The sequence below is a fragment of the Streptomyces sp. NPDC042371 genome (assembly GCF_056437465.1).
Genome location: NZ_JBWKAP010000004.1, coordinates 668,569 through 689,220 on the forward strand (window position 1 = coordinate 668,569; position 20,652 = coordinate 689,220).

The following is a 20,652-nucleotide window of genomic DNA, read 5'->3' on the forward strand; positions in this document are numbered from 1 at the left end:
GGGGGGCTCAACGCCCGTCGAGCAGGGGCCGCAGCGCCGTCACCAGCCTCTCGTACTCGTCCGGCGTGTTGTAGATCTGCCCGCACACGCGGATGCCACCGCCGCCCGGCCAGGCCCAGATCAGGACGCGGAAGCCCAGGCGGGCGGCGATCTCCTCGCGCAGGGCCGCCGCCTCGGCCGGGGTGCGGGCCAGGCCGGACGGCAGCCGCAGCGCCCGCATGGCCAGCCGCTCGTCCGCGGGGAGCGGGGACAGCCCCGGCAGCCCGGAGAGGAGTTCGGCGCCGTACGCCGCGAGGGCGCTGTTGTGGGCACGGACGCGGTCGGCTCCGAGCGAGGCGATGAGGTCGAGGCCCTCGGGCGCGGCGAGCAGGCCCGTGTAGTCGGCGGTGGCCCGGTACTCGACGGCGCGCGGGAAGCCGCGGTCGTCCTCCCAGGAGGGCACGGGCGCGGGCACCCGGTTCCGGTGCGCGGCGGCCACCGCGAGCAGGGCGCTGCCCGGCGGGGCGTACCCCCACTTGTGCAGGTTGCCGAACCAGAAGTCGGGGGCCCCTGCGAGCGGGTCGGCGAGCATGCCGGGGGCGTGGGCGCCGTCCACCACCGTGGTCACCCCGCGCTCGGCGAGGTCGGCGAGGAGCGCGGGCGTGGCGATGGGCCGGGCGGTGGGCGAGCTGATCTGGTCGAGGAGCGCGACGCGGGTCCGCGGGGTGAGCCCGGCGAGCACGGCCTTGCGCACCGCCTCCTCGTCGGGGAGCGCCGGGTCGAGGGCGACGGTGACGACGCGGGCCCGGCGGGCCGCGGCCGCGACGACCGTGCCGTAGCCGTGATCGGTGACCAGCACCTCGTCGTCGGGCGCAAGCCGCAGCGCATCGAGCGCGAGCCCCGCGGCCTCGGTGGCGTTGGTGACGAGGGCCGCCCCCTCGGGATCGGTGCCGAGCCGGTCCGCGATCCGCCCACGTGCCTCGGCGAGCCGGTCGGGTACGCCGAGGAAGAAGGCGTCCGGATCCGCGGCGGCCTCCTCGGCCAGACACCGGTGGACCCGGGCGACGGGAACCGGGACGGCCCCGAAGGACCCGTGATTGAGATGAGCCACCTCGGCGCTGAGCCGGAACAGCTCGGAGCCGCCGAGGAAGGCGGCGGGCGCAGTCACCGTGCCTCAGGGGTGACGGCACGACCGGGGGACACGTGTATATGGAACCTGGTGTGTGTCATGCCACCGATCGTCTCAGCCCCCGCCTCCGGTCGGCGGAATCGGTCGGCGCCGCGGCCGGAGCTCAGGGGGTGATCACGGGGTGCGGAAGTTCTTGGCCTTCGGGTATGTCGCCGCGTCCCGTCCTGCCACCCGATCACCCCGGACGAGTCCGGCGCACGCACTCCGTCACCACCTCCCGCAGACTGCCCGTCCGCCGCAGCAGATCCCGCTGCACGCGCGCCCCGTTCCCGTGTTTCAGCAGGTCCTCGGTGGTTCCGCGCACCCGGCCGAGGTCGCCGGTGTCCTCCAGGGCGTCCCGTACGTGGTCGACGAGCGAGCACACCACCTCGTCGACCGGTGCGGGGCGCAGGGTCGTCGGATGGAGCAGTGTGCCGTCCAGGCCGGATCTGGCCGCCTGCCATGCGGCGAGGCGCAGTGAGGCTACGCCGTGTGCCGGAGGTGGGCGGTCGGCCTGCCACTCGCGTGCGGCCGTCTCGACCAGCGCTCGCGCCAGGGTGGCGATCAGGACCGTCGACGTGGCCTCCAGGCAGACGTCCGCCACTCGGATCTCGACCGTGGGGTAGCGGTGCGAGAGCCGGGCGTCGAAGTAGACCATGCCCCGGTCGCGCAGCACGCCGGTGGCGACCATCTCCGCCACCTGCTCCTCGTACCGGGTGGCGGAGCCGAAGATCTCGGTGGGGCCCGCCATCGGCCAGCGGCCCCACACCCTGCTGCGGTAGCTGCTGTACAGGCTGTCGTTCCCGTGCCAGAAGGGTGAGTTGGCGCTCAGCGCGAGCAGGACCGGCAGCCAGGCCCGGATGCGGTCGATGACGGCCACGCCCTCCTCGTCCGAATCGACCGACACATGGACGTGGCAGCCGCACGTCAGCTGTTCCTGCGTGGTCAGCCCGAACTGCTCCTCCATCCACTGGAAGCGGCTGCCCGGGTTCACCGAGGGGTTCACGGGCAGCGGCGAGGTGGCGAGGGCGGCGACCGCGGCGCCCACGTCGCCCGCGTGCCGCGCCGCGTCCCCGCGCCACCGGGCGACCTCCTCCGCGAGGTCGTCCATGCTCGTGCGCGGCTGCGTGGCGAACTCCAGCTGCTGGCCGTGGAGCTCCTTCTCGAACGTCTCCTCCTCGGGCTCGCGGTAGTCGTCGGGCTGCTGGGCCGACGGCTGGCGGCGCACCTCCGTGTCCCTGGCCGCCCGGGCCAGGACCGCCGAGGACAGAGCCCTGGGCTCGCCGCTCTCCCGGTCGACCAGGAGGAGCTCCTCCTCCACTCCTACAGTGCGCAAAGGGGACCGCCTCCTTGCTGGTTTGGGGCTGACGTTCCCTCTACCCCCGTACCGCGCCCCCAGCCGTACGGTGGAGCGGCGGACCGCCAGAGGTTTCAGCGGGAACAGTTCGGCAAACCGATTATTTATGGTGCAAATCGGCTACACAATGATGACTGAACAGGCCGGTCCGCGCGCGCTCGTCGACGACCTGGTCGCGGCGGAGGCAGCGGGGTTCGACTTCTCGGTCACCTCTGACCACTTCTTTCCGTGGCTGGACTCGCAGGGGCACTCCCCGTACGCATGGAGCGTGCTCGGGGCGGCCGCGCAGGCGACCTCGCGGATCCCCCTCATGACGTACGTGACCTGCCCGACGGTCCGCTATCACCCCGCCGTGGTGGCGCAGAAGGCCGCGACGATGCAGCTGCTCTCCGAGGGCCGCTTCCGGCTGGGGCTCGGCTCGGGCGAGAACCTCAACGAGCACATCGTCGGTGCGGGCTGGCCCTCCGCGGGCGTCCGCATCGACATGCTCGAAGAAGCGGTCGACATCATCCGCGCGCTCTTCACCGGCGACAACGTGAACCACCAGGGCACCCACTTCGACGTGTCGAACGCCAAGCTGTGGGACGTGCCCGACGAACTGCCGCCCATCGGCATCGCCGTCTCCGGCGAGCGCTCCTGCGCGCTGGCCGGACGCCACGCCGACCTCGTCATCGCCACCGAGCCCAAATCCGAGCTGCTCGACTCCTTCGACCGGCACGGAGGCCGGGGCAAGCCCCGGGTGGGCCAGCTGCCCGTCTGCTACGACACCGACAAGGACGCCGCCGTCGCCCGCGCCCACGACCAGTTCCGTTGGTCGGTGGGCGGCTGGCCCGTCAACTCCGAGCTGCCCGGACCCTCGGGGTTCGCCGGTGCCACGCAGTTCGTCACCCCTCAGGACATCGCGCAACAGATCCCGTGCGGGAACGACGTCGAGGACTTCGTCGAAGCCGTACGTCCCTACGCCGACGCGGGCTTCACGGAGATCGCCCTCGTCCAGGTGGGCGGCGAGCACCAGCGCCCCTTCATCGAATGGGCCGAGAAGAAGCTCCTGCCCGCGCTGGGGGAGCTGTGACGCGCCGGACGGCCGGGGAGCACCCGGAATCGCCGCAACCCCCGTCCGCGGACCTCGTGCAGGTGGCCCTCGGCGAGTGCTCCCCGGCCGACGCGGACACCGTGTTCAACGTGCTGCGCGGACACTTCCCCTCCGACCGCGGGGCCGACGCGCCACGCCAGACAGGGGAGCCGTGGCCCGAGGTCTGGACCGGCGGTTTCCTCGCCGACCACAGTCCCGACGCCGTGCCGGGCGTCCTGCTCGCGGGCTCGGTCACCGCGGACTTGCAGGGCGGTCCCGTCGCGGTGTCCCGGCTGCGCGCGGCCCTCGCGTCGGCCTTCGTCGTGACGGCCGCAGGCACGGCGTCCGGAGACCAGGAGGTCGAGGTGCAGCTGCGCCTGACCGGGGCGGACCGCGGGGCGCCGCCCGGGGAGCACGAGGACGACTGAACGGGACACCGGCGGCTGCGTGCGGAATCCCCCGACCGGGGATGCGTCCGCGTCTCGGACACGCACTCGAAGCCGGTCGGGTACGCACACCGCGACCGGCGTCGAGGGCGGCTGACACTCACTCAGATGCGGCGCCGGGCGGACCGGGGAACGGGACGAGGAGAGCGCTGCGCCCCTGCCGCCACGCCTGCAGCAGGCGGGTGCCGAGGCGGTCCTCCAGGAATCCCGTGGCACGGACGCCGAAGGCGACGTCCGCCCCGAGGCCGGGCTCGGCGGCGAGGAGACCCCCGACGACGTCCCGTCGGACCACCTGCTCGTGCACGGCGTCCGCCTCCACGTGTTCGTCGTAGAAGCGCTGCGCCGCCGGTCCCGCGCCGGTCCTGCGCAGCGCCTCGGCCAGCCGCCGCGAACCGGGCGACGACGTCACCTCGACCCAGGCGAAGTGCCCGACGAGCGCCCCGCGGTGGGCGCGGTGCAGGCCGAACAGGGACATGAGGTTCACCGTGGCGAGGACCTCGGCGGGTGCGGAGTCCAGGTAGTGGCCGTAGGACGTCTCGAGGCCGAGGTCGGCCATGAGCTCGGCAAAGAGCCGGGCGTGGATGTCCTCGGCACGGCCCGCGCCGAACTCGTCGTACTCGATCGCCGCCATCGCCGCCTTCGCCCTGCCGTGCAGCCGCGGGATGACCCAGGCGTGGGGGTCGGCTTCCTTCAGATGGTAGAGCGAGCGCAGCGCCGCGTACTCCCTGAGCTGCCATGCCTCTCCGTCGCGCCGCAGATGGTGGCTGACGCTCGCGTCGTCGTGCCCGACGGGCTCCACGAGCAGCGCGGCCAGCGCCCCTTCGGCGTCGTCACTCGGGGGCACGTCGGTGTGCAGGGCGCCCAGGAAGCGCTGTTCCAGGACGTGGCTCAGGGCCAGCAGGGCCGGGTCCCATTCCCTGTCGTCGGGGACTCCGGAGAACCCTTGGTAGTGGAGTTCGTAGAGGACGTAGAGGGCGAGCTGGAGGTCGTCCCCGTACGCGTCGGCATCCTGCGCGTCCCGCGGCTCGGGCACGGGGGTTCCGTCCCTGAGCGCGGCGATGACCGCGCGGGACAGATCACCGCGCGGAGAGGGCAGCTCCGGGCTCCGGCGGCGCGATTCGGCGGCGGGAGCCGTCATGCGGAGGCCTCCGGTTCTTCGGTGTCCGAAGGTGACGGCTCGTCCTCGTGCTGCCGCACCCGGCGGCGGTGGCTCGTGTCGCACCACGGGTACGTACGGCTGCGGCGGCAGGTGCAGATGGCCACGGCGAAGCGCGAGGAGACGGAGACGGTCCCGTCGTCGCCGACCACCTCCACCGGGCCCTCCACCAGGAGCGGCCCTTCGTGGTCGACCGTGACGCGGCGGGGGCGTTCAGCGGCGCTCGGCACGGATCACCACCAACTCCTCGCAGGTCTCGCCGTCTTCGAGGAGGCTGCGGCGGCGCAACCACGCCTCGCGGGAGCGCAGCACCGGCCCGAACGGCACGAACTCCCGGTCGGCGACCTCCGGTGCCATGCCCCGGTCCGCGAGCCGTTCGAGGGTGGCATCCACGTTGCTCAGCGCGGAGTGCACCATCAGGAGGACGCCACCGGGACGCAGGGCGCCGGGAGCCGCGTCGCAGACACGGTCCACGACCGCACGGCCGACGGGTCCGCCGTCCCACGCCCGCGCCGCGCCGCGCCGGGGGAGCAGCGGGGAAGGAGAGGGTACGTAGGGCGGGTTGCTGACCACGAAGTCGTACGGGTCCGTCGGCATCCCACGGGTCATGTCGCCGCGGCGGACGGTGACCGACTGCCCGGAGAGCCACGCGTTGACGCGGGTGGTCACGACCGCACGCCAGGAGATGTCGAGGGCCGTCACCCGCGCCCCCTGCCGGGCCGCTGTCACGGCGATCGCCCCCGAGCCGGTTCCCAGGTCCAGTACGGAAGTGCCGCCACCGATGCGCTCGCGGTGCAGGGCGCGGGCCAGCAGTTCGGTGTCGTGCTGCGGTGCGTACACGCCGGGCAGGGTGATCAGACGTGCCCGGCCTGTCGGGCGAGTCGTACGTCCGGTACGTGCCGGGGTGGGTGTGGGCGTCCGCGTGTGCGTGCTCATGCGGCATCTCCCGTCGGCGGGAACTTCACCAGGGGGTCCTCCTTCTACACTCCGCCCGTCCACCGTCGGCCACCACCTGGAACATGCCTCATGGTGACTTAATGGGAACGATGCGGATTTGCTGCCTGCTTGGGTTCCGGCACTGAGTGCCCCGGCTGGCCTGATCCACACCTGATCGCGGCGTCTGGCGGGGCGGGTCGGATCGGTCCGGAGTCAGTCCGCCGACGTGTGCTTGTGCCGCGCCCACGCGGGCAGCACGAACCAGCACAGCAGGTACCAGGCGACGACGCCGGCCACCAGCCAGGGCACCACGGTGTTGTCGGTGGCGACCCGCAGCACGAGGAGGAGCGACGCCGTCAGGGTGCCGAGGAGGAGGACCAGCCCGGCGAGGGTCAGCCGGGACGCCCACACCACCGCGTGCGGTTTGATCCTGCGCCCCGCGACGATGCGGTGGAACGACACGGGACCGATGAGGGCGCCCGTCGCCGTCGAGCCGAGGATCACCGTCACGATGTAGATGGTCCGGTCGGTGTCGTCGAGCTCGGCGAACCGGGGCGTGAAGACGACCGTCAGGAGGAAGCCGAACAGGATCTGCACACCGGTCTGCGCCACCCGCACTTCCTGGATCAGTTCGGCCCACCGGCGGTCGGCGCGCTCGCTTTCGGTCTCGCGGCGGTCGTTGTCGTGGGTCTCCGTGGCCTTGCTGTTCGAGGCGTCCACAGCATCGAGTCTGACCACGAACCGCCGGGACGACAAACGGAGGCGCTGCCCGTGATTCGAGGCGTCGCGGGCGGGCACCCGGAAGGCAGAGCGAACGTCGCACCCGACCCCCGTGGAGGCCTCTCGTGCTGCTGGCGCACCCCGTAGTCCTCGAAGACCTGCTGGCGCGGTACAAGACCCTGGCCCTGCTCAGGGCCGACCAGGGAAGTGCGGAGAGCCGCCAGGCGTACGAGGACGTCGCCTACAGCCTGTGCCTGGCGACCGGCACCAGCGATGTCGACGCGGCGGTCGTTGCGGCCGGGTACCGGCTGCCGGGCGCCAGGCCCCTGGACGACTCGCTGCTGTCGGCGTGAGCCGCCCGGACCCCCGCGGGGCGCGGGGGTCCGGGCTTTCACGCCACGACGGGCTTTCACTCCACGACCACGCGCACGACTACGCGCCGTGCCAGACCGTCGTGGCGTTGCAGAACTCACGGATGCCGTGGCCCGACAGCTCCCTGCCGTAGCCGGAACGCTTGACGCCGCCGAAGGGCAGTCCCGGGTGGGATGCGGTCATGCCGTTGAAGAACACGCCGCCCGCCTGGAGATCGCGTACGCACCGCTCGACGTCGGCGTCGTCTCGGGTCCACACGTTGGAACTCAGGCCGAACGGCGTGTCGTTGGCCAGCTCCACGGCCTCGTCCAGATCCGCGACGCGGTACAGCGTGGCCACCGGACCGAACGCCTCCTCGCGGTGGATCCGCATCTGCGGGGTGACGTCCGCGAGGACGGTGGGGGAGTAGTACCAGCCCCGCTCCTGCTCCTTGGGCCGCTGCCCGCCGCACAGCGCGGTGGCGCCGCCGCCCAGCGCGTCGTCGACCAGCTCCTCCAGGTCCGTGCGGCCCTGCTCGGTCGCGAGCGGACCCACATCGGTGTCCTCGCTCATCGGGTCGCCGACGGTCAGCTCGCGCATCCCGGCCACGAACCGCTCGCGGAAGGCGTCGTAGACGTCGGCGTGCACGATGAAACGCTTGGCGGCGATGCAGGACTGACCGTTGTTCTGCACCCGGGCGGTCACCGCGGTCGCGGCGGCACGCTCGACGTCGGCGCTCGGCAGCACGAGATACGGGTCGCTGCCGCCCAGCTCCAGGACGGTCTTCTTGATCTCGTCGCCCGCGACGGACGCCACCGAGCGCCCGGCGGGCTCGCTGCCGGTGAGGGTCGCCGCGGCCACCCGCCGGTCGCGCAGGATGTCCTCGACGGCGCCCGAGCCGATCAGGAGCGTCTGGAAGCAGCCCTCCGGGTAACCGGCGCGGGTGAACAGGTCCTGGAGGTAGAGGGCGGTCCTCGGCACGTTCGAGGCGTGCTTGAGCAGGGCGACGTTGCCCGCCATGAGGGCGGGGGCGGCGAAGCGGACGACCTGCCAGAGCGGGAAGTTCCACGGCATCACGGCCAGGACGACGCCGAGCGGACGGTAACGCACGATCGCCCGGGAGGCACCCGAGTCGCTCACGTCGTTCGGGGCCGGGTGCTCGTCCGCGAGAAGGGCCTCGGCGTGCTCCGCGTACCAGCGCATGGCCTTGACGCACTTCGCCGCCTCGGCCCTGGCGGCCTTCACCGGCTTGCCCATCTCGGTCGTCATGGTGCGGGCGATGTCCGCGGTGTCGTCCTCCAGCAGGTCGGCGGCGCGGTTCAGCAGGCGTGCGCGTTCGGCGAAGTCGCTGGTGCGGTGGCGGGCGTACGCCGATTCGGCCGTCGCCAGACGGCGCTGGATCTCGTCGGCCGGGAGCGCCTCGAAGGTTTCGAGGGTCTCGCCGGTGGCCGGGTCGACCGTGGCGATGGGCATGCGGTTCCTCCTCGGGCTCGGGGGTGCCTGGGCGGCCTAGCGGGACTCGGAAGGACGGCCGTGACGGTGGTGGTCGGGGTGCTCGTCGGGCTCCTCCCAGGAGTCCGCGCGGGGTTGGGGCTCCTGCGGTGGGGCGGGGCGGCGGGCGACCTGCCGCCTCCCGAACCAGAAGAGGAACAGAAGGACGGCGACGATCACCACGCCGACGATCAACAGCAGTGACGTGGCTCCGCCAGCGGCGAGGGTCATGTCGTGCCTCCAGTGAGGTGCGCGGCCGTGCGGCCGCGCGCGATGCGTCCCCGGGATTTCCACCGTAGGCCGACATGCGTACGGGGGCATGCGGGAGTCGGCCGCCCGGGCGGACGGTTCGGTCCCGCGCCGTGCGCGGGACCGAACCGCTGTCGCCGACCGGGTGCCCCGTGTGTGCGGGGCAAACACCCGGGTTGCGTGGTGCGCTCCCGGGCTCAGAGACCGAGGTCGGTGAGGCCGGGGTGGTCGTCGGGGCGGCGGCCGAGCGGCCAGTGGTAGAGGCGGTCGCTCTCGCTGATGGGCAGGTCGTTGATGCAGGCGTGGCGGGTGTGCATCAGGCCGTTCTCGTCGAACTCCCAGTTCTCGTTGCCGTACGAGCGGTACCAGTGCCCGGAGTCGTCGTGCCACTCGTAGGCGAAGCGCACCGCGATGCGGGGGCCGTCGTGTGCCCACAGCTCCTTGATGAGCCGGTAGTCGAGCTCGCGGTCCCACTTGCGGGACAGGAGGCCGACGATGGCCGCGCGCCCGGTGACGAACTCCGCGCGGTTGCGCCAGCGGGAGTCCTCGCTGTAGGCGAGGGCCACCTTCCGCGGATCGCGGCTGTTCCAGCCGTCCTCGGCCAGGCGGACCTTCTCGATCGCGGTCTCCCGGGTGAAGGGCGGGACGGGGGGCCGGGTGGTGGTCGTGGTCATGGCTCGCTCCCTGCGGTACGGGGAGAACGGTCGTTCTCCGTCGAGGAGCGCCACCCTAGGAGAACGAACGTTCTCGCGCAACGATGCGGGAGCGCCGAAGCCCTGCGTGCGCCGGTGTACGGTGTGAGAACGCACGTTCTCGACCGACGGGGAACCCCATGGAACACGCGGAAGCCCGGACGAGGCTCCTCGACGCCGCCGAAGCCCTCTTCTACGAACGCGGCATCCAGGCGGTCGGCATGGACCAGGTCCGCACCGCGTCGGGCGTCTCGCTCAAGCGGCTCTACCAGGTGTTCCCGTCGAAGACGGAGCTCGTCCTCGCCTGCCTGGAGCGCCGCGACCGGCGCTGGCGCGGACGGCTCGCCGCGTACGTGGACGAGGTGGAAGTGAGCGGGACGGAGGGCGGCGAGGAGCGCGTCCTCGCGGTCTACGACTGGCTGTACGCATGGTTTTCCGAGCCGGACTTCAGGGGCTGCGCCTTCGTCAACTCCTTCGGCGAACTCGGCGCGGTGGACCCCGCCGTCGCCGACACCGTCCGGGCGCACAAGGACGCCTTCCGCGACTACCTCGCGGGCCTCGTGCGGGCCGCGGGCGGGGCCGCGTCGGCCGTCGGCCCGCTGGTCCTGCTCGCGGAGGGGGCCATGACGGCCGCCGCGATCTCCGGCTCGCCCGAACCGGCGCGCCAGGCCCGGGGTGCCGCCGCCCAGTTGCTCGCCGCGGCGTAGGAGCCGCGCGCCGCTCGGCACGTCGTAGGCTCCGACCGTTCGACACGAGGAGGGGCGATGGCCAAGGCGTACCGCATGAACGCCGGGACGCGCATGATCAACCGGGTGTTCCACGCGATGACCCGGCGCGGGATCGGCAAGGCGTACCGGTACAACCTGTCCGTGCGCGGCAGGAAGTCCGGGCGGGTGTACTCCACGCCGGTCGACGTGATGGCGGCCGGTGGCGAGCGGTGGGTCGTCGCCGCCTACGGGGTGAGCGAGTGGGTGCGCAATGCGCGCGCGGCCGGGCAGCTCGGGCTCAGTCGGGGCGGCAGGTCGGAGACCGTACGGGTGGTGGAGCTCGGACCGGCCGAGAGCGTGCCGGTGCTGCGTCAGTACTGGCGGGAAGTGCCCGTCACCCGGCCCTACTTCGACGTGACGGACGAGTCGACGGACGAGGAGTTCGCCGCCGAGGCGGCGCGGCATCCGGTGTTCCGGCTGGTGGCGCAGCGGGACTGACGGAGGCCCGAGCGCCGGGCGGGCCCGTGGGTGCGGGCCCGCCCGGCGGCGGGGTCGCGCCGCACTGGAGGGGTGCGGCGCTCGGAGATGGCCGTGGTGGCCGTGTGGCCGGGGCGTCAGCAGCTCAGGTTGGCGCCCGGGGTGGTGCCCAGGATCTGAGTGAAGGCCTTGTAGCGGTCGATGCGGCTCTGGACCTGGTTGGGGTTGCCGCCGTTGCACTCCAGGGTGCCGTTGATGGCGCGGATGGTCTCGCCGAATCCGGCGCCGTTGACCATGGCGTTGTGCGGGGTCATGGTGCCGGGGCCGTTCTGGGTGTTCCAGTACCAGAGGCCCGTCTGCCAGGCGATGGCCGGGTTCTGCTCGACCAGGTACGGGTTGTTGAGCAGGTCGATGCCGAGCGCGTCGCCCGCGGCCTTGTAGTTGAAGTTCCAGCTGAGCTGGATCGGGCCGCGGCCGTAGTAGGCGGCCTGTCCCGCCGGACAGCCGTAGGGCTGGGTCTTGTCGCAGTAGTGCGGGTAGTTGCTCTGGTTCTGCTCGACCACGTACACCAGGCCACCGGTCTCGTGGCTGACGTTGGCGAGGAAGGCCGCGGCCTCCTGGCGCTTCACGGTGTCGCTGCCGGTGTTCGCGAAGGCCGGGTAGGACTTGAGCGCGTCCGTCAGGCCCTTGTACGTGTAGAACGAATTCCGGTTCGGGAACATCTGGTTGAACTGGGACTCGCTGACGACGAAGCCGGACGGGTCGGGGTCGCCCGGGCCCGTGCCGCCGCCGCAGGTGCCCTGGTCGGCCCAGACGTCGGAGCGGCCGGGGGCCTCGTTCTGGGTCCACCACTTGGCGGTCCAGTTGTGCCCGTTGTGCGAGGCGGACTTGCCGCCCGTGTAGACGGACGAGGAGTTCCACGGCGCGGCGCACTCGGCGGCGGACGCCGAGGTGGCGGCCGGGCCGAGGACGATCATCGCGCCGAGTGCGGCGAGCGCGGCCGCGAAGCTGGTGATGCGTCTGATCATGCCAACTCTCCTTATGGGCGGCGTGGTCTGCGGGGGCCGCGCCGCCGATGGGGGTGTCGTGACTCAAGCGAAAATGGTCTGAACCTGTCAAGGTCTAGACCAAATTCGGCAGGTAAAACCTTCAATGGAGGGTGCTGACGCAGGTGTGAATCCGCGAATCCGGCGGAGTGCCGGGGCCCTCCGTCCGCTCCCGGGGGTCCGGCGTCCGCTCACCTCGTTTGACAGTCAAAAACATGGGATGTTCCCATGTCTGTGAAACATGGGATGTTCCCATGGTTGGCGTCTTCGCTCGGAAAACAGTCGGAGATCTGGGGGCGCCCTCAGGAGGGAAGGTGCCGACCGATGCCGCTGCGCAGCGCCGCACGGACCAACCTCGTCGACCTCGTCATCGCCCAGATGGAGAGCCTCATCAGTGACGGCGAGTGGCAGGTCGGCGAGAAGATCCCGGCCGAGCCGCTGCTCGTGGAGCAGCTCGCCGTGGGCCGCAACACCGTCAGGGAAGCGGTGCGCGCACTCGTGCACACCGGCATGCTGGAGCCCCGCCAGGGCGACGGCACCTATGTGCGCGCGGACAGCGACTTCGGCGCGGCCGTGCAGCGCAGGCTGCGCCGTGCGGGCGTCCTGGAGGCGTACGAAGTCCGTGCCTCCCTGGAGCGGGACGCCGCCCGCCATGCCGCGGAGCGCCGTACCGACGAGGACCTCGTGACGCTGCGGGCCGCGCTCGTCGAGCGCAGCCTGGCGTGGGAGAGCGGGAACACGGCGGCGTTCGTCGACGCGGACATGGCCTTCCACCGCACGGTCGCCGACGCGGCGCACAACAGCGTCCTGGCCGAGCTGTACGGATACCTCAGCGACGCCCTGCGCTCCACGGTCCAGTCCGTCATCGGCGCACCCGTCCCGGACTCCGTGCGCCACCAGCTCGAAGGCCACGAGGCGATCGTCGACGCCATCGAGGCGCGGGACGCCGACGCCGCAGAGGCCGCGGTGCTCGCCCACCTCAACGAGGGCATGGCCGCACTGCGCGAGCAGCCCCACACCGGCCCCGAAGCCGGGCGCGACAGGAACGAATCAGGAGCAGCACATGAGTGAGGCAGCACCGGCGACCGCCGAGGCCGCACGCGAAAGCACCACCGAGGCGCCGCCGGGCCCGGCCCCCGCCCAGCCCCCGGCGGCCGGACGCCACGCGCTCCACCTCGCCATCGGCGTCGTGCTGCTCGCCCTCAACCTGCGCCCCGCCCTCGTCGCCGTCTCCCCGCTCGCTGACACCATCCGCGACGACAGCGGCATGTCGGCCGCCGCGACCAGCCTGCTCACCGCGCTCCCGCTGCTCTGTTTCGGCCTGCTCGCACCCGTCGCGCCACGGCTCGGCCGCCGCCTCGGCATGGAGCGGTCGCTGCTCGGCACCATGGTGCTGATCTGCGCGGGCACGGCCCTGCGTCTGCTCGACTCGGTCGTCGCGCTCTTCGCGGGCACCGTCGTCATCGGCGCGGGCATAGCCGTCGCCAACGTCCTGCTGCCGGGCCTCATCAAGCGCGACTTCCCCGCGAAGGCCGGTCTGATGACGGGCCTCTACTCGATGTCGCTGTTCGGCGGGGCGGCCCTCGCCGCCGGTGTCACGCTGCCCGTGCAGCAGTCCAGTGGCATGAACTGGCGTACCACCCTGGCCTGTTGGGGCGCGCTCGCGGTCGTCGCGCTGCTCGTGTGGCTGCCGCAGATCCGGTCGCGCACGCGGGTCGGCGCGGCGGCGGCACGGCAGGCCGCCCACCCGGTACGCGGCCTGTGGCGCTCCCCGCTGGCCTGGCAGGTCACCGCGTACATGGGCCTGCAGTCCCTGAACTACTACGCGGCCGCCGCCTGGCTGCCGACCGTGTTCCAGGACGCGGGAATGGCCCCGGGTGACGCGGGCTGGATGCTCTCCTTCTCCTCGCTGCTCGGCATCGCGGGCTCCTTCCTCGCGCCGGTGATCGTCGGCCGCAGGCTGCGCTCGGGCACCCTGGCCGCGCTCGGCGCCGTCCTCTGCGCGCTCGGCTTCGGGGGGCTGCTCGCCGCACCGGTCGGCGGCGCCTACCTGTGGATGACGCTGCTCGGCCTCGGCCAGGGCGCGGCCATCAGCCTGGCGCTGCTGTTCATCGTGCAACGGGCCCCCGACGCCCGGCACGTGGCCCAGCTCTCCAGCATGTCCCAGTGCTTCGGCTACATCCTCGCGGCCACCGGCCCCACCCTCCTCGGCGCCGTCCACGACGTCTCGCACAGCTGGGCCGTGCCGCTCGTCCTGTTGCTCGTCCTCCTTGTCCCGCAGGTCGTGGCCGGACTGGGCGCCGCACGGGACCGCCATGTGGCGGGCATCGGCTGACCTCAGGTCGGGCAGGATGCACCCGGTGCGGTTCTCCACGGCCCACCGTGTCGGATCGAGAAGGGTGCAACGATGAAGGATTCGGCCCCCGGGCAGCTCGTGATCTCACGGGCGACGCTCGACGACTGGCGAGTGGTGACGGGCTGGGCGGCGGACGAAGGCTGGAACCCCGGCCTCGCCGACGCCCCCTCGTTCCACGCGCAGGACCCCGACGGATTCTTCCTGGGCCGCCTCGACGGCGAACCGGCCTCCGCGATCTCCGTGGTCAACTACGGGGACGACTACGCCTTTCTCGGTCACTACCTGGTCCGCCCCGACCTCCGGGGCCGCGGCCTCGGCCTCGCCACCTGGCGGGCGGGGCTGGCCCATGCCGGGAGCCGGGTCGTGGGCCTGGACGGCGTACCGGACCAGCAGGACAACTACCGCCGCTCCGGCTTCGAGTGGCGGCACGGCACGCTGCGCTACATCGGCCCGCTGCCCGCGGTCGACGTCCCCGACCGGTACGTGCGCCCCGTCGAGGCGGCGGGCCTGCGGGCACTCATGGCGTACGACAGCGCATGTCTGCCCGCGGACCGGCCCCGCTTCCTGGAGTCCTGGCTCGCCGGACCGGGCCACCGCGCGCTCGCCCGCATCGTCGACGGTCGCCTGACCGGGTACGGAGTGATCCGCCGGGGCCGCGACGCCCTCCGTGTCGGGCCGCTCTTCGCGGACACCCGCGCCGACGCCGAGGCGCTCCTCGACGCGCTGGTGGCCGACGCGGACGGGGCGCCCGTCGCGATGGACGTGCCCGAGTCCAATCCCGAGGCCGTGGCGCTAGCCGAGGCCCGCGGCATGAAGCCCACCTTCGACACGGCCCGCATGTACACGGGCCCCATCAGGGACTTCGCCGCGGAACGGGTCTTCGGCACCACGTCGCTCGAACTCGGCTAGCCGCGACGTGGACGGGCGAAGGGGCGGACAGGTAGAGGCGCGAACCGGCGAAAGGCGGGTGAAAGCACTGCCCGGCATGGACAGGGGCTTGACCTCAAGTTTAGTTGAGGTTCTAACGTTCCCTGTATGAGCATGGAAACGACCGCATGGACGCAGATGTACAGCGTCATGCACGCCCAGCAGGACCGACGCCCCTTCGCCCGGGCCACATTGCGCCGCATCGGCACCTTCGCGCGGCCCCACCGACGACGCATCTGGCAGTTCGTGCTGCTGAGCATCGTCACCGCACTGCTCGCCGTGGCAACACCCGTCCTGGCAGGCAATGTCGTGACCGCCATCGTATCGGGCTCCGACTCCTCGACCGTGGTGCGCTACGCCTTGGTCATCGCCGCGATCGCCCTCGCGGAGGCCGGTATCGGCCTGCTGAGCCGCTGGCTGTCGGCGAACCTCGGCGAAGGCCTCATCCTCGATCTGCGCACCGCTGTCTTCGACCACGTCCAGCGCATGCCCGTCGCCTTCTTCACCCGCACCCGTACGGGTGCGCTGGTCAGCCGTCTCAACAACGACGTGGTCGGCGCGCAACGGGCGTTCAGCAACACGCTGTCCGGCGTCGTCGGGAACGTCGTCACGCTGCTCCTGACCCTCGTCGTCATGCTGACGCTCTCCTGGCAGATCACGCTGCTCGCGCTGGTGCTGCTGCCCGTCTTCGTCGTCCCCGCACGCCGGATGGGCACGCGGATGGCCAAGCTCCAGCGCGAGGCGGCCCACCACAACGCCGCCATGGGCACGCGGATGACGGAGCGCTTCTCGGCGCCCGGTGCCACCCTCATCAAGCTCTTCGGCCGACCAGGTGCCGAGTCCGCCGAGTTCGCCGCACGCGCCCACCGGGTGCGGGACATCGGCGTACGCACCGCCATGGCGCAGTCCGCGTTCATCACCGCCCTCACCCTGGTGTCGGCCCTCGCGCTGGCGCTCGTCTACGGCCTCGGCGGGTACTTCGCGCTGGAAGGGTCGCTGAAGCCGGGCGCCGTCGTCTCGCTCGCACTGCTCCTCACCCGGCTCTACGCGCCGCTGACCTCACTGGCCGGTGCGCGGGTCGAGGTGATGAGCGCGCTCGTCAGCTTCGAGCGGGTCTTCGAGGTGCTCGACCTGAAGCCCCTCATCGAGGAGAAGGAGGCCGCGGTGCCGGTGCCCGAAGGGCCCGTCGCCATCGAGTTCGACAACGTCCGGTTCGGCTACCCGGCCGCCGACAAGGTCTCCCTCGCCTCCCTCGAAGAGGTCGCCTCGCTCGACACCCGCGGCGGCGAGGAGGTCCTGCACGGACTCTCCTTCCGCGCCGAGCCCGGCCAGACCGTCGCACTCGTCGGCTCCTCCGGAGCGGGCAAGTCGACCATCGCGCAGCTCCTGCCGCGCCTGTACGACACCGACGAGGGCGCCGTGCGCATCGGGGGCGTCGACGTGCGTGACCTGTCCGCCGAGTCGATGCGGGCCACGCTGGGCATGGTCACGCAGGACGGTCACCTCTTCCACGAGTCCGTCCGCGACAACCTGCTCCTCGCCAGGCCCGGCGCGAGCGAGGACGAGCTGTGGGACGTACTGCGGCGGTCCCGCCTCGAAGACCTCGTACGCTCCCTGCCCGACGGCCTGGACACGGTCGTCGGCGAGCGCGGCTACCGCCTCTCCGGCGGTGAGCGCCAGCGGATGACCATCGCGCGGCTGCTCCTCGCGGGACAGCGCGTCGTCATCCTCGACGAGGCGACGGCACACCTCGACAACACCTCCGAGGCCGCGGTCCAGGAGGCCCTGGCGGAGGCGCTCGAAGGCCGCACCGCCGTGGTGATCGCCCACCGGCTCTCCACGGTGCGGTCCGCCGACCAGATCCTCGTCGTCGAGGCCGGCCAGATCATCGAACGCGGAACGCACGACGAGCTGCTTGACCTGGACGGACGGTACGCGGAGCTGTACCGGACGCAGTTCGCCAAGGGCAGCGGTCCGGTGGACCCGACGGACGTGGTGGAGGCGGCCTGAACGATCACCCGTGTCCATTCGTCCACCAGGAGTTCATCGGTTCCCCACCATCCGCCCGCCCTCCCGTGAGAGAAACCCTCCATGTGCGATGACGAGCTGATACCACCGAGCGCCGACCTGACCGAGGAACAGTGGCTGCGGGCCGACCCGACGCTGGCCGAAGGGCCGGTGGGGGAGCGGGTCAGGGAGATGCGGGCACCGCGGCGCCGGACCGTGCTGGGCGGCGTGGTGGCGGGGGCGGCGGCGCTGACCGTCCTACAGGGCGGGACGCAGCCCGCCGCGGCCGCCGCCCGCACCGGCAAGTTCCCCCTGCCGACCGGACCGAACCGCTCCGGCGAGTACGCGGTGCTCCTCACCGGCGACGCCGGTACGGGCGACGAAGCACAGCACGCGGTGGCCGCCGCGGCCCGCGAGGTGTGCCGCGCGGAGGGCATCGGCCTCGCGGTCGGCCTCGGCGACAACATCTACGAGAACGGCCCCGAGTCCGCCGACGACTCGGAGTTCCGCACCAAGTTCGAGGACCCCAACTCCGGCCTGGACATGCCGTGGCTGATGGTCCTCGGCAACCACGACTGCTCGGGGCTGATCCCGGGCAGCGGCGGCGACCCGTCGCGCGGCGACCGCGAGGTCACCTACGCGCAGGGCTCGCGCCGCTGGTACATGCCGAGCCGCTACTACAACGTCGCCCTGCCCGCCCAGGCCGCCCCGGCCGCCGCGGGGAGCGACCCGGTGGTCGAGTTCTTCGCGATCGACACCAACCCCGTCTCCTCGTACGTCGCGCAGCTCGACCCGCACTACTGGTGGAACGGCCCGTACATGCGCGAGCAGCGCAACTGGCTGGACGGCGCCCTCAAGGCGTCGCGGGCCCGCTGGAAGATCGTGCTCGGCCACCACCCGTACCTCAACAACGGCAAGCACGGCAGCGCCGGTTCGTACGACGGCTTCGTCATCGGCAACTACACCAGCGGCATCCACCTCAAGGAGCTGTACGAGGAGGTGGTGTGCGGGCAGGCCGACCTGATCCTGTCCGGGCACGACCACACGCTGCAGATCCTGGAGCCCACCGCCCGCACCGGCGGCACCCGCCAGATCGTGTGCGGCGCCGCGGGCAAGGCCGGAGACGGCAAGGCCCACTTCGGCCACCCGTCGACCTGGCAGAACTTCTCCGAGCACGGCTTCATGGTGCTGAAGGTGTCCGAGCGGGCGATGACGGTCGAGGCGTACACGGTGGACGTCGCCACGCGCAAGGCCCGCCTGGCACATCGCACGCGGACGGCTGCGCCGCTCAGCAGGGTGTGAGCGGCGGGGCGCGAGCGGAGCCGGGGCCACCTGGTGCGGTCCCGGCTCCGGCGCAGCTCCTTATCCGGCGCGCAGCTCCAGGGCCACCTTCTCCCATTCCTGGAACACGGCCACACTGCCGAAGATGGCCTGGATGGACGAGGTGATCTTCCGGCTGGGCTTGCGCAGTTGCTGACTGGCTGAGCTGAACAGCTCGATCACCGGACTGATTTCCTGGACACCGGCCGCGGCGCCCCGCACCACTTCAGCCATCTCGATCACCTGATCGAACAGTCCTCCCACCTCGTCGGGCCACTCGTCACGAGGGGTGTCTCGTGCCCAGCGCATGAAGGCTCCCAGCGCGTCGGTGGTGACAGTCATCCGCTCGGCGACACGGTTGGCCGCCGCCTCCAGGTCATCGGCAGGGCCCGCGATGGCCTTGGCGAACCGATTGATCACGGCCAGGCGGGCACTCATCGGAGCCCCCTGCTGCTGGACGCGCAGCATGTCCTCACCGATCAGTTCGGCCATGGCGGCGAGGTCCAGAAACGCAGCCTCCACCTCCGCCATGTCACCTGTGACCGCCTCCATTTCCGTCTCGGCCGCGACGGCCAGGTCCAGCAATCCGGGGCGGCTCGGCTCCTGTGGGTCCGAAGCTGGTCCTCCACTGTCGGCAGTGTCCGGCGCGTGGGACAGCAGGACCTGCGCGGGCAACATCAGAGGAACGGCTCCGGAGAGAGCCCCTGAGAGCGCTGTCGCAAGCTCCTGACGGGCATCGGCCGCTCCCATCGGCAGGGCCGCGAACTCGATGGTCGGGAGTGCCGGGGAGCCGAAAGGCAGACGGCCGGCCTCACCGAGCTGTACGGCACACCGGCCGATGGCGTGCCGGATACCGATCCCGTAGGCGACCTCGGGACTGCCCCCGGTGAGGTCGGCCACGACGATGTCCTCCTCGATGAGGTGGCGGATCAATCGTTCGGACAGACGGTCGGTGCATGCCACGTGGTCGGCCCGAATCAACGTCAGGCCGAGCTGCCGGCAGACGGGCCCCACGATCTCCTCGTAGAACAGGTCGGCCTGCTGAAGGGTCCCCTTGGCCGAACCGTCGGCGGGAACACGGGTGGTGCCGGTGGGGGCTAGCGCGAAGCATGTGGGCATGGTGAATCTCCCTTGCAAAGTGCAGGAATGGAGGAGGGGCAGGGGGACGAACGGACCCGAGGCATGACTGATCTCGTTCGCTGGTCAGTCGAAGAGCGTCAGCGCCACGCCGTCCTTGAGGTCGTCGTCGTAGACCGGCCGCTCCTCGATGCCAAGCGCTCGCATGAGGTTCACGGTCAGGACTCGGTGACGATGGCCGACACGGACGGTCTCGCAGGGGAAGGCTCCGAGGCTCACCAGCCGGTAGGCGGTGGCCATGCACATCCCGAACGCCCTGGCGGCAGTCCTCAGATCCACGCTGACCGGGAGGTCGAAGATCTCCCTGAACGTCAGAGGTGTCTGGTCACGCTCGTTCATCCGCACCTTCCGGTGTTCCGCAGGAACAGTGCTCCGACCCGACGCCCCCGCCGGAGCCGATCGGTGTCGGTGACCGTGTCCGACAGGCCCCACTCACGCGCCAGGGCCCCGACCCGTACGCCCTCGACCCGGTCTGCCGGAACGGAGACACGGAGCGTCGCGGCCAGGCCGTCGGGCCGTTCGGGACCGGCGAAGTCGGCCTGCCAGAGCCCACCCGGACCGTGGCGCGGAGTCGCGACGACATCCACGTTCTCGACGGAGACCTCGGCCAGCGCCCGGCGTGCCGTGTTCCAGGCGCGGGTGCACGCGGTGCGCAACAGCACGGACCCCGGCTCGGCCTCCTCCGGTCCGATCTCCCGCAATGCTTCGAGGAAGGCCGTGATGAGGTCTGCCTCGACGTCGTCACGGTCGGCACCGAATCGACTTGCGATCCTGAACACGGTCCGTCGCAGTCCGGGAAGGGCCAGCCACACAGCTGCCAGCGGCCAGCCGTTCCGGTCCGCGTCGTGGCGGGCCAGAGCGACCACCTGGTGCCAGAGCGCGCTCCGCGTCTCGGTGGCACGAGAGCGGTCGTACAGCATCGGGCGCACCCTGTGGAGGTGGAGCAGTTCAGCCGGTCCGTCGGCCGGTCCGATGGACGTCAGGCCGGGCGCCAAGTCCTCGTCCGCAAAAACACGTTCTATGGCATCGAACAGTCCGGCTCGAGTGGTCAACACCAT

At 71.6% G+C, this 20,652-nt stretch carries 23 protein-coding genes; 10 read left to right on the top strand and 13 right to left on the bottom strand.

Translation table 11 applies throughout. The features are described from left to right. Positions 1-7: 7 nt before the first annotated feature. Positions 8-1,147 carry an aminotransferase class V-fold PLP-dependent enzyme gene (locus AC068B_RS15800; protein ID WP_478672002.1) on the bottom strand — a complete coding sequence of 380 codons (1,140 nt, stop codon included), beginning with the start codon at positions 1,145-1,147 and terminating at the stop codon, positions 8-10. Positions 1,148-1,343: 196 nt separating this feature from the next. Next, complete coding sequence (locus tag AC068B_RS15805) at positions 1,344-2,483, bottom strand: glutamate--cysteine ligase (protein WP_478672004.1); 1,140 nt, start codon at positions 2,481-2,483, stop codon at positions 1,344-1,346. A gap of 127 nt (positions 2,484-2,610) precedes the next feature. Here AC068B_RS15805 and AC068B_RS15810 point away from each other — a divergent pair, with 127 nt between their 5' ends. Both AC068B_RS15810 and AC068B_RS15815 read left to right on the top strand, forming a co-directional pair. Next, positions 2,611-3,576: an LLM class F420-dependent oxidoreductase gene (locus tag AC068B_RS15810; RefSeq protein WP_478672005.1), complete on the top strand. Its 966-nt coding sequence runs from the start codon at positions 2,611-2,613 to the stop codon at positions 3,574-3,576. After that, on the top strand, positions 3,573-4,004 hold the full coding sequence (locus tag AC068B_RS15815) for a hypothetical protein (RefSeq protein WP_478672006.1): 432 nt from the start codon (positions 3,573-3,575) through the stop codon (positions 4,002-4,004). Before AC068B_RS15810 ends, AC068B_RS15815 begins: the two co-directional genes overlap by 4 nt. Positions 4,005-4,122: 118 nt before the next feature. On the opposite strand, the gene AC068B_RS15820 is transcribed toward AC068B_RS15815, so the two are convergent. From AC068B_RS15820 to AC068B_RS15835, 4 genes are all read right to left on the bottom strand, one after another. Then, complete coding sequence (locus AC068B_RS15820; RefSeq protein WP_478672007.1) at positions 4,123-5,160, bottom strand: iron-containing redox enzyme family protein; 1,038 nt, start codon at positions 5,158-5,160, stop codon at positions 4,123-4,125. After that, positions 5,157-5,408: a CDGSH iron-sulfur domain-containing protein gene (locus tag AC068B_RS15825; RefSeq protein WP_478672009.1), complete on the bottom strand. Its 252-nt coding sequence runs from the start codon at positions 5,406-5,408 to the stop codon at positions 5,157-5,159. Before AC068B_RS15825 ends, AC068B_RS15820 begins: the two co-directional genes overlap by 4 nt. Continuing rightward, a complete protein-coding gene (locus AC068B_RS15830) occupies positions 5,392-6,114 on the bottom strand; it encodes a HemK2/MTQ2 family protein methyltransferase (protein ID WP_478672010.1) in 723 nt (240 codons plus the stop codon). Before AC068B_RS15830 ends, AC068B_RS15825 begins: the two co-directional genes overlap by 17 nt. A gap of 213 nt (positions 6,115-6,327) precedes the next feature. After that, the gene (locus tag AC068B_RS15835; protein ID WP_478672011.1) at positions 6,328-6,834 is read right to left on the bottom strand and encodes a DUF6328 family protein; all 507 of its coding nucleotides are present in this window, start codon (positions 6,832-6,834) and stop codon (positions 6,328-6,330) included. 125 nt (positions 6,835-6,959) lie between these two features. Between AC068B_RS15835 and AC068B_RS15840 the strand changes: the two genes are divergently transcribed. Further along, complete coding sequence (locus AC068B_RS15840; RefSeq protein ID WP_478672012.1) at positions 6,960-7,187, top strand: DUF5133 domain-containing protein; 228 nt, start codon at positions 6,960-6,962, stop codon at positions 7,185-7,187. A gap of 79 nt (positions 7,188-7,266) precedes the next feature. Here the strand turns inward: AC068B_RS15840 and AC068B_RS15845 are convergent, their stop codons facing one another. The 3 genes from AC068B_RS15845 to AC068B_RS15855 all read right to left on the bottom strand — a co-directional run bounded on the left by AC068B_RS15845 (position 7,267) and on the right by AC068B_RS15855 (position 9,599). Further along, positions 7,267-8,658 carry an NADP-dependent succinic semialdehyde dehydrogenase gene (locus AC068B_RS15845; protein ID WP_478672013.1) on the bottom strand — a complete coding sequence of 464 codons (1,392 nt, stop codon included), beginning with the start codon at positions 8,656-8,658 and terminating at the stop codon, positions 7,267-7,269. Positions 8,659-8,694: 36 nt separating this feature from the next. Further along, on the bottom strand, positions 8,695-8,907 hold the full coding sequence (locus AC068B_RS15850) for a DUF6479 family protein (RefSeq protein ID WP_478672014.1): 213 nt from the start codon (positions 8,905-8,907) through the stop codon (positions 8,695-8,697). Between the two features lie 215 nt (positions 8,908-9,122). Next, the gene (locus AC068B_RS15855) at positions 9,123-9,599 is read right to left on the bottom strand and encodes a nuclear transport factor 2 family protein (protein ID WP_478672015.1); all 477 of its coding nucleotides are present in this window, start codon (positions 9,597-9,599) and stop codon (positions 9,123-9,125) included. A gap of 158 nt (positions 9,600-9,757) precedes the next feature. On the opposite strand from AC068B_RS15855, the gene AC068B_RS15860 reads away from it, so the two are divergent. Both AC068B_RS15860 and AC068B_RS15865 read left to right on the top strand, forming a co-directional pair. After that, positions 9,758-10,324: a TetR/AcrR family transcriptional regulator gene (locus tag AC068B_RS15860; RefSeq protein ID WP_478672016.1), complete on the top strand. Its 567-nt coding sequence runs from the start codon at positions 9,758-9,760 to the stop codon at positions 10,322-10,324. A gap of 57 nt (positions 10,325-10,381) precedes the next feature. Then, positions 10,382-10,822 (top strand): nitroreductase/quinone reductase family protein, encoded by a 441-nt coding sequence (locus AC068B_RS15865; protein ID WP_478672017.1) that lies wholly within the window; start codon positions 10,382-10,384, stop codon positions 10,820-10,822. 116 nt (positions 10,823-10,938) lie between these two features. Here the strand turns inward: AC068B_RS15865 and AC068B_RS15870 are convergent, their stop codons facing one another. Next, a complete protein-coding gene (locus AC068B_RS15870; protein WP_356260089.1) occupies positions 10,939-11,829 on the bottom strand; it encodes a glycoside hydrolase family 19 protein in 891 nt (296 codons plus the stop codon). A 342-nt stretch (positions 11,830-12,171) separates the two neighbouring features. Between AC068B_RS15870 and AC068B_RS15875 the strand changes: the two genes are divergently transcribed. The 5 genes from AC068B_RS15875 to AC068B_RS15895 all read left to right on the top strand — a co-directional run bounded on the left by AC068B_RS15875 (position 12,172) and on the right by AC068B_RS15895 (position 18,439). Further along, positions 12,172-12,918, top strand: a complete 747-nt coding sequence (locus AC068B_RS15875; protein ID WP_478672018.1) for a FadR/GntR family transcriptional regulator — start codon at positions 12,172-12,174, stop codon at positions 12,916-12,918. Then, the gene (locus AC068B_RS15880; RefSeq protein WP_478672019.1) at positions 12,911-14,182 is read left to right on the top strand and encodes a CynX/NimT family MFS transporter; all 1,272 of its coding nucleotides are present in this window, start codon (positions 12,911-12,913) and stop codon (positions 14,180-14,182) included. Before AC068B_RS15875 ends, AC068B_RS15880 begins: the two co-directional genes overlap by 8 nt. Positions 14,183-14,254: 72 nt before the next feature. Further along, complete coding sequence (locus AC068B_RS15885; protein WP_478672021.1) at positions 14,255-15,112, top strand: GNAT family N-acetyltransferase; 858 nt, start codon at positions 14,255-14,257, stop codon at positions 15,110-15,112. A gap of 126 nt (positions 15,113-15,238) precedes the next feature. After that, complete coding sequence (locus tag AC068B_RS15890; RefSeq protein WP_478672022.1) at positions 15,239-17,140, top strand: ABC transporter ATP-binding protein; 1,902 nt, start codon at positions 15,239-15,241, stop codon at positions 17,138-17,140. Between the two features lie 81 nt (positions 17,141-17,221). Beyond that, complete coding sequence (locus AC068B_RS15895) at positions 17,222-18,439, top strand: metallophosphoesterase (protein ID WP_478672023.1); 1,218 nt, start codon at positions 17,222-17,224, stop codon at positions 18,437-18,439. Between the two features lie 60 nt (positions 18,440-18,499). On the opposite strand, the gene AC068B_RS15900 is transcribed toward AC068B_RS15895, so the two are convergent. The 3 genes from AC068B_RS15900 to AC068B_RS15910 form a co-directional block, all read right to left on the bottom strand. Beyond that, positions 18,500-19,576 (bottom strand): hypothetical protein, encoded by a 1,077-nt coding sequence (locus AC068B_RS15900; RefSeq protein ID WP_478672024.1) that lies wholly within the window; start codon positions 19,574-19,576, stop codon positions 18,500-18,502. 84 nt (positions 19,577-19,660) lie between these two features. Then, complete coding sequence (locus AC068B_RS15905) at positions 19,661-19,933, bottom strand: DNA-binding protein (RefSeq protein WP_478672026.1); 273 nt, start codon at positions 19,931-19,933, stop codon at positions 19,661-19,663. Next, the gene (locus AC068B_RS15910; protein ID WP_478672028.1) at positions 19,930-20,652 is read right to left on the bottom strand and encodes a hypothetical protein; all 723 of its coding nucleotides are present in this window, start codon (positions 20,650-20,652) and stop codon (positions 19,930-19,932) included. The genes AC068B_RS15905 and AC068B_RS15910 overlap by 4 nt, the downstream gene beginning before the upstream one ends.

Bases quoted from the DNA above. Each gene is read 5' to 3' on its own strand.
- AC068B_RS15900 (WP_478672024.1), bottom strand. From the start codon at position 19,576: ATGCCCACATGCTTCGCGCTAGCCCCCACCGGCACCACCCGTGTTCCC.
- AC068B_RS15885 (WP_478672021.1), top strand. From the start codon at position 14,255: ATGAAGGATTCGGCCCCCGGGCAGCTCGTGATCTCACGGGCGACGCTC.
- AC068B_RS15890 (WP_478672022.1), top strand. From the start codon at position 15,239: ATGAGCATGGAAACGACCGCATGGACGCAGATGTACAGCGTCATGCAC.
- AC068B_RS15910 (WP_478672028.1), bottom strand. From the start codon at position 20,652: ATGGTGTTGACCACTCGAGCCGGACTGTTCGATGCCATAGAACGTGTT.
- AC068B_RS15820 (WP_478672007.1), bottom strand. From the start codon at position 5,160: ATGACGGCTCCCGCCGCCGAATCGCGCCGCCGGAGCCCGGAGCTGCCC.
- AC068B_RS15865 (WP_478672017.1), top strand. From the start codon at position 10,382: ATGGCCAAGGCGTACCGCATGAACGCCGGGACGCGCATGATCAACCGG.
- AC068B_RS15895 (WP_478672023.1), top strand. From the start codon at position 17,222: ATGTGCGATGACGAGCTGATACCACCGAGCGCCGACCTGACCGAGGAA.
- AC068B_RS15880 (WP_478672019.1), top strand. From the start codon at position 12,911: ATGAGTGAGGCAGCACCGGCGACCGCCGAGGCCGCACGCGAAAGCACC.
- AC068B_RS15905 (WP_478672026.1), bottom strand. From the start codon at position 19,933: ATGAACGAGCGTGACCAGACACCTCTGACGTTCAGGGAGATCTTCGAC.
- AC068B_RS15860 (WP_478672016.1), top strand. From the start codon at position 9,758: ATGGAACACGCGGAAGCCCGGACGAGGCTCCTCGACGCCGCCGAAGCC.
- AC068B_RS15875 (WP_478672018.1), top strand. From the start codon at position 12,172: ATGCCGCTGCGCAGCGCCGCACGGACCAACCTCGTCGACCTCGTCATC.
- AC068B_RS15810 (WP_478672005.1), top strand. From the start codon at position 2,611: ATGGTGCAAATCGGCTACACAATGATGACTGAACAGGCCGGTCCGCGC.
- AC068B_RS15850 (WP_478672014.1), bottom strand. From the start codon at position 8,907: ATGACCCTCGCCGCTGGCGGAGCCACGTCACTGCTGTTGATCGTCGGC.
- AC068B_RS15830 (WP_478672010.1), bottom strand. From the start codon at position 6,114: ATGAGCACGCACACGCGGACGCCCACACCCACCCCGGCACGTACCGGA.
- AC068B_RS15845 (WP_478672013.1), bottom strand. From the start codon at position 8,658: ATGCCCATCGCCACGGTCGACCCGGCCACCGGCGAGACCCTCGAAACC.
- AC068B_RS15870 (WP_356260089.1), bottom strand. From the start codon at position 11,829: ATGATCAGACGCATCACCAGCTTCGCGGCCGCGCTCGCCGCACTCGGC.
- AC068B_RS15855 (WP_478672015.1), bottom strand. From the start codon at position 9,599: ATGACCACGACCACCACCCGGCCCCCCGTCCCGCCCTTCACCCGGGAG.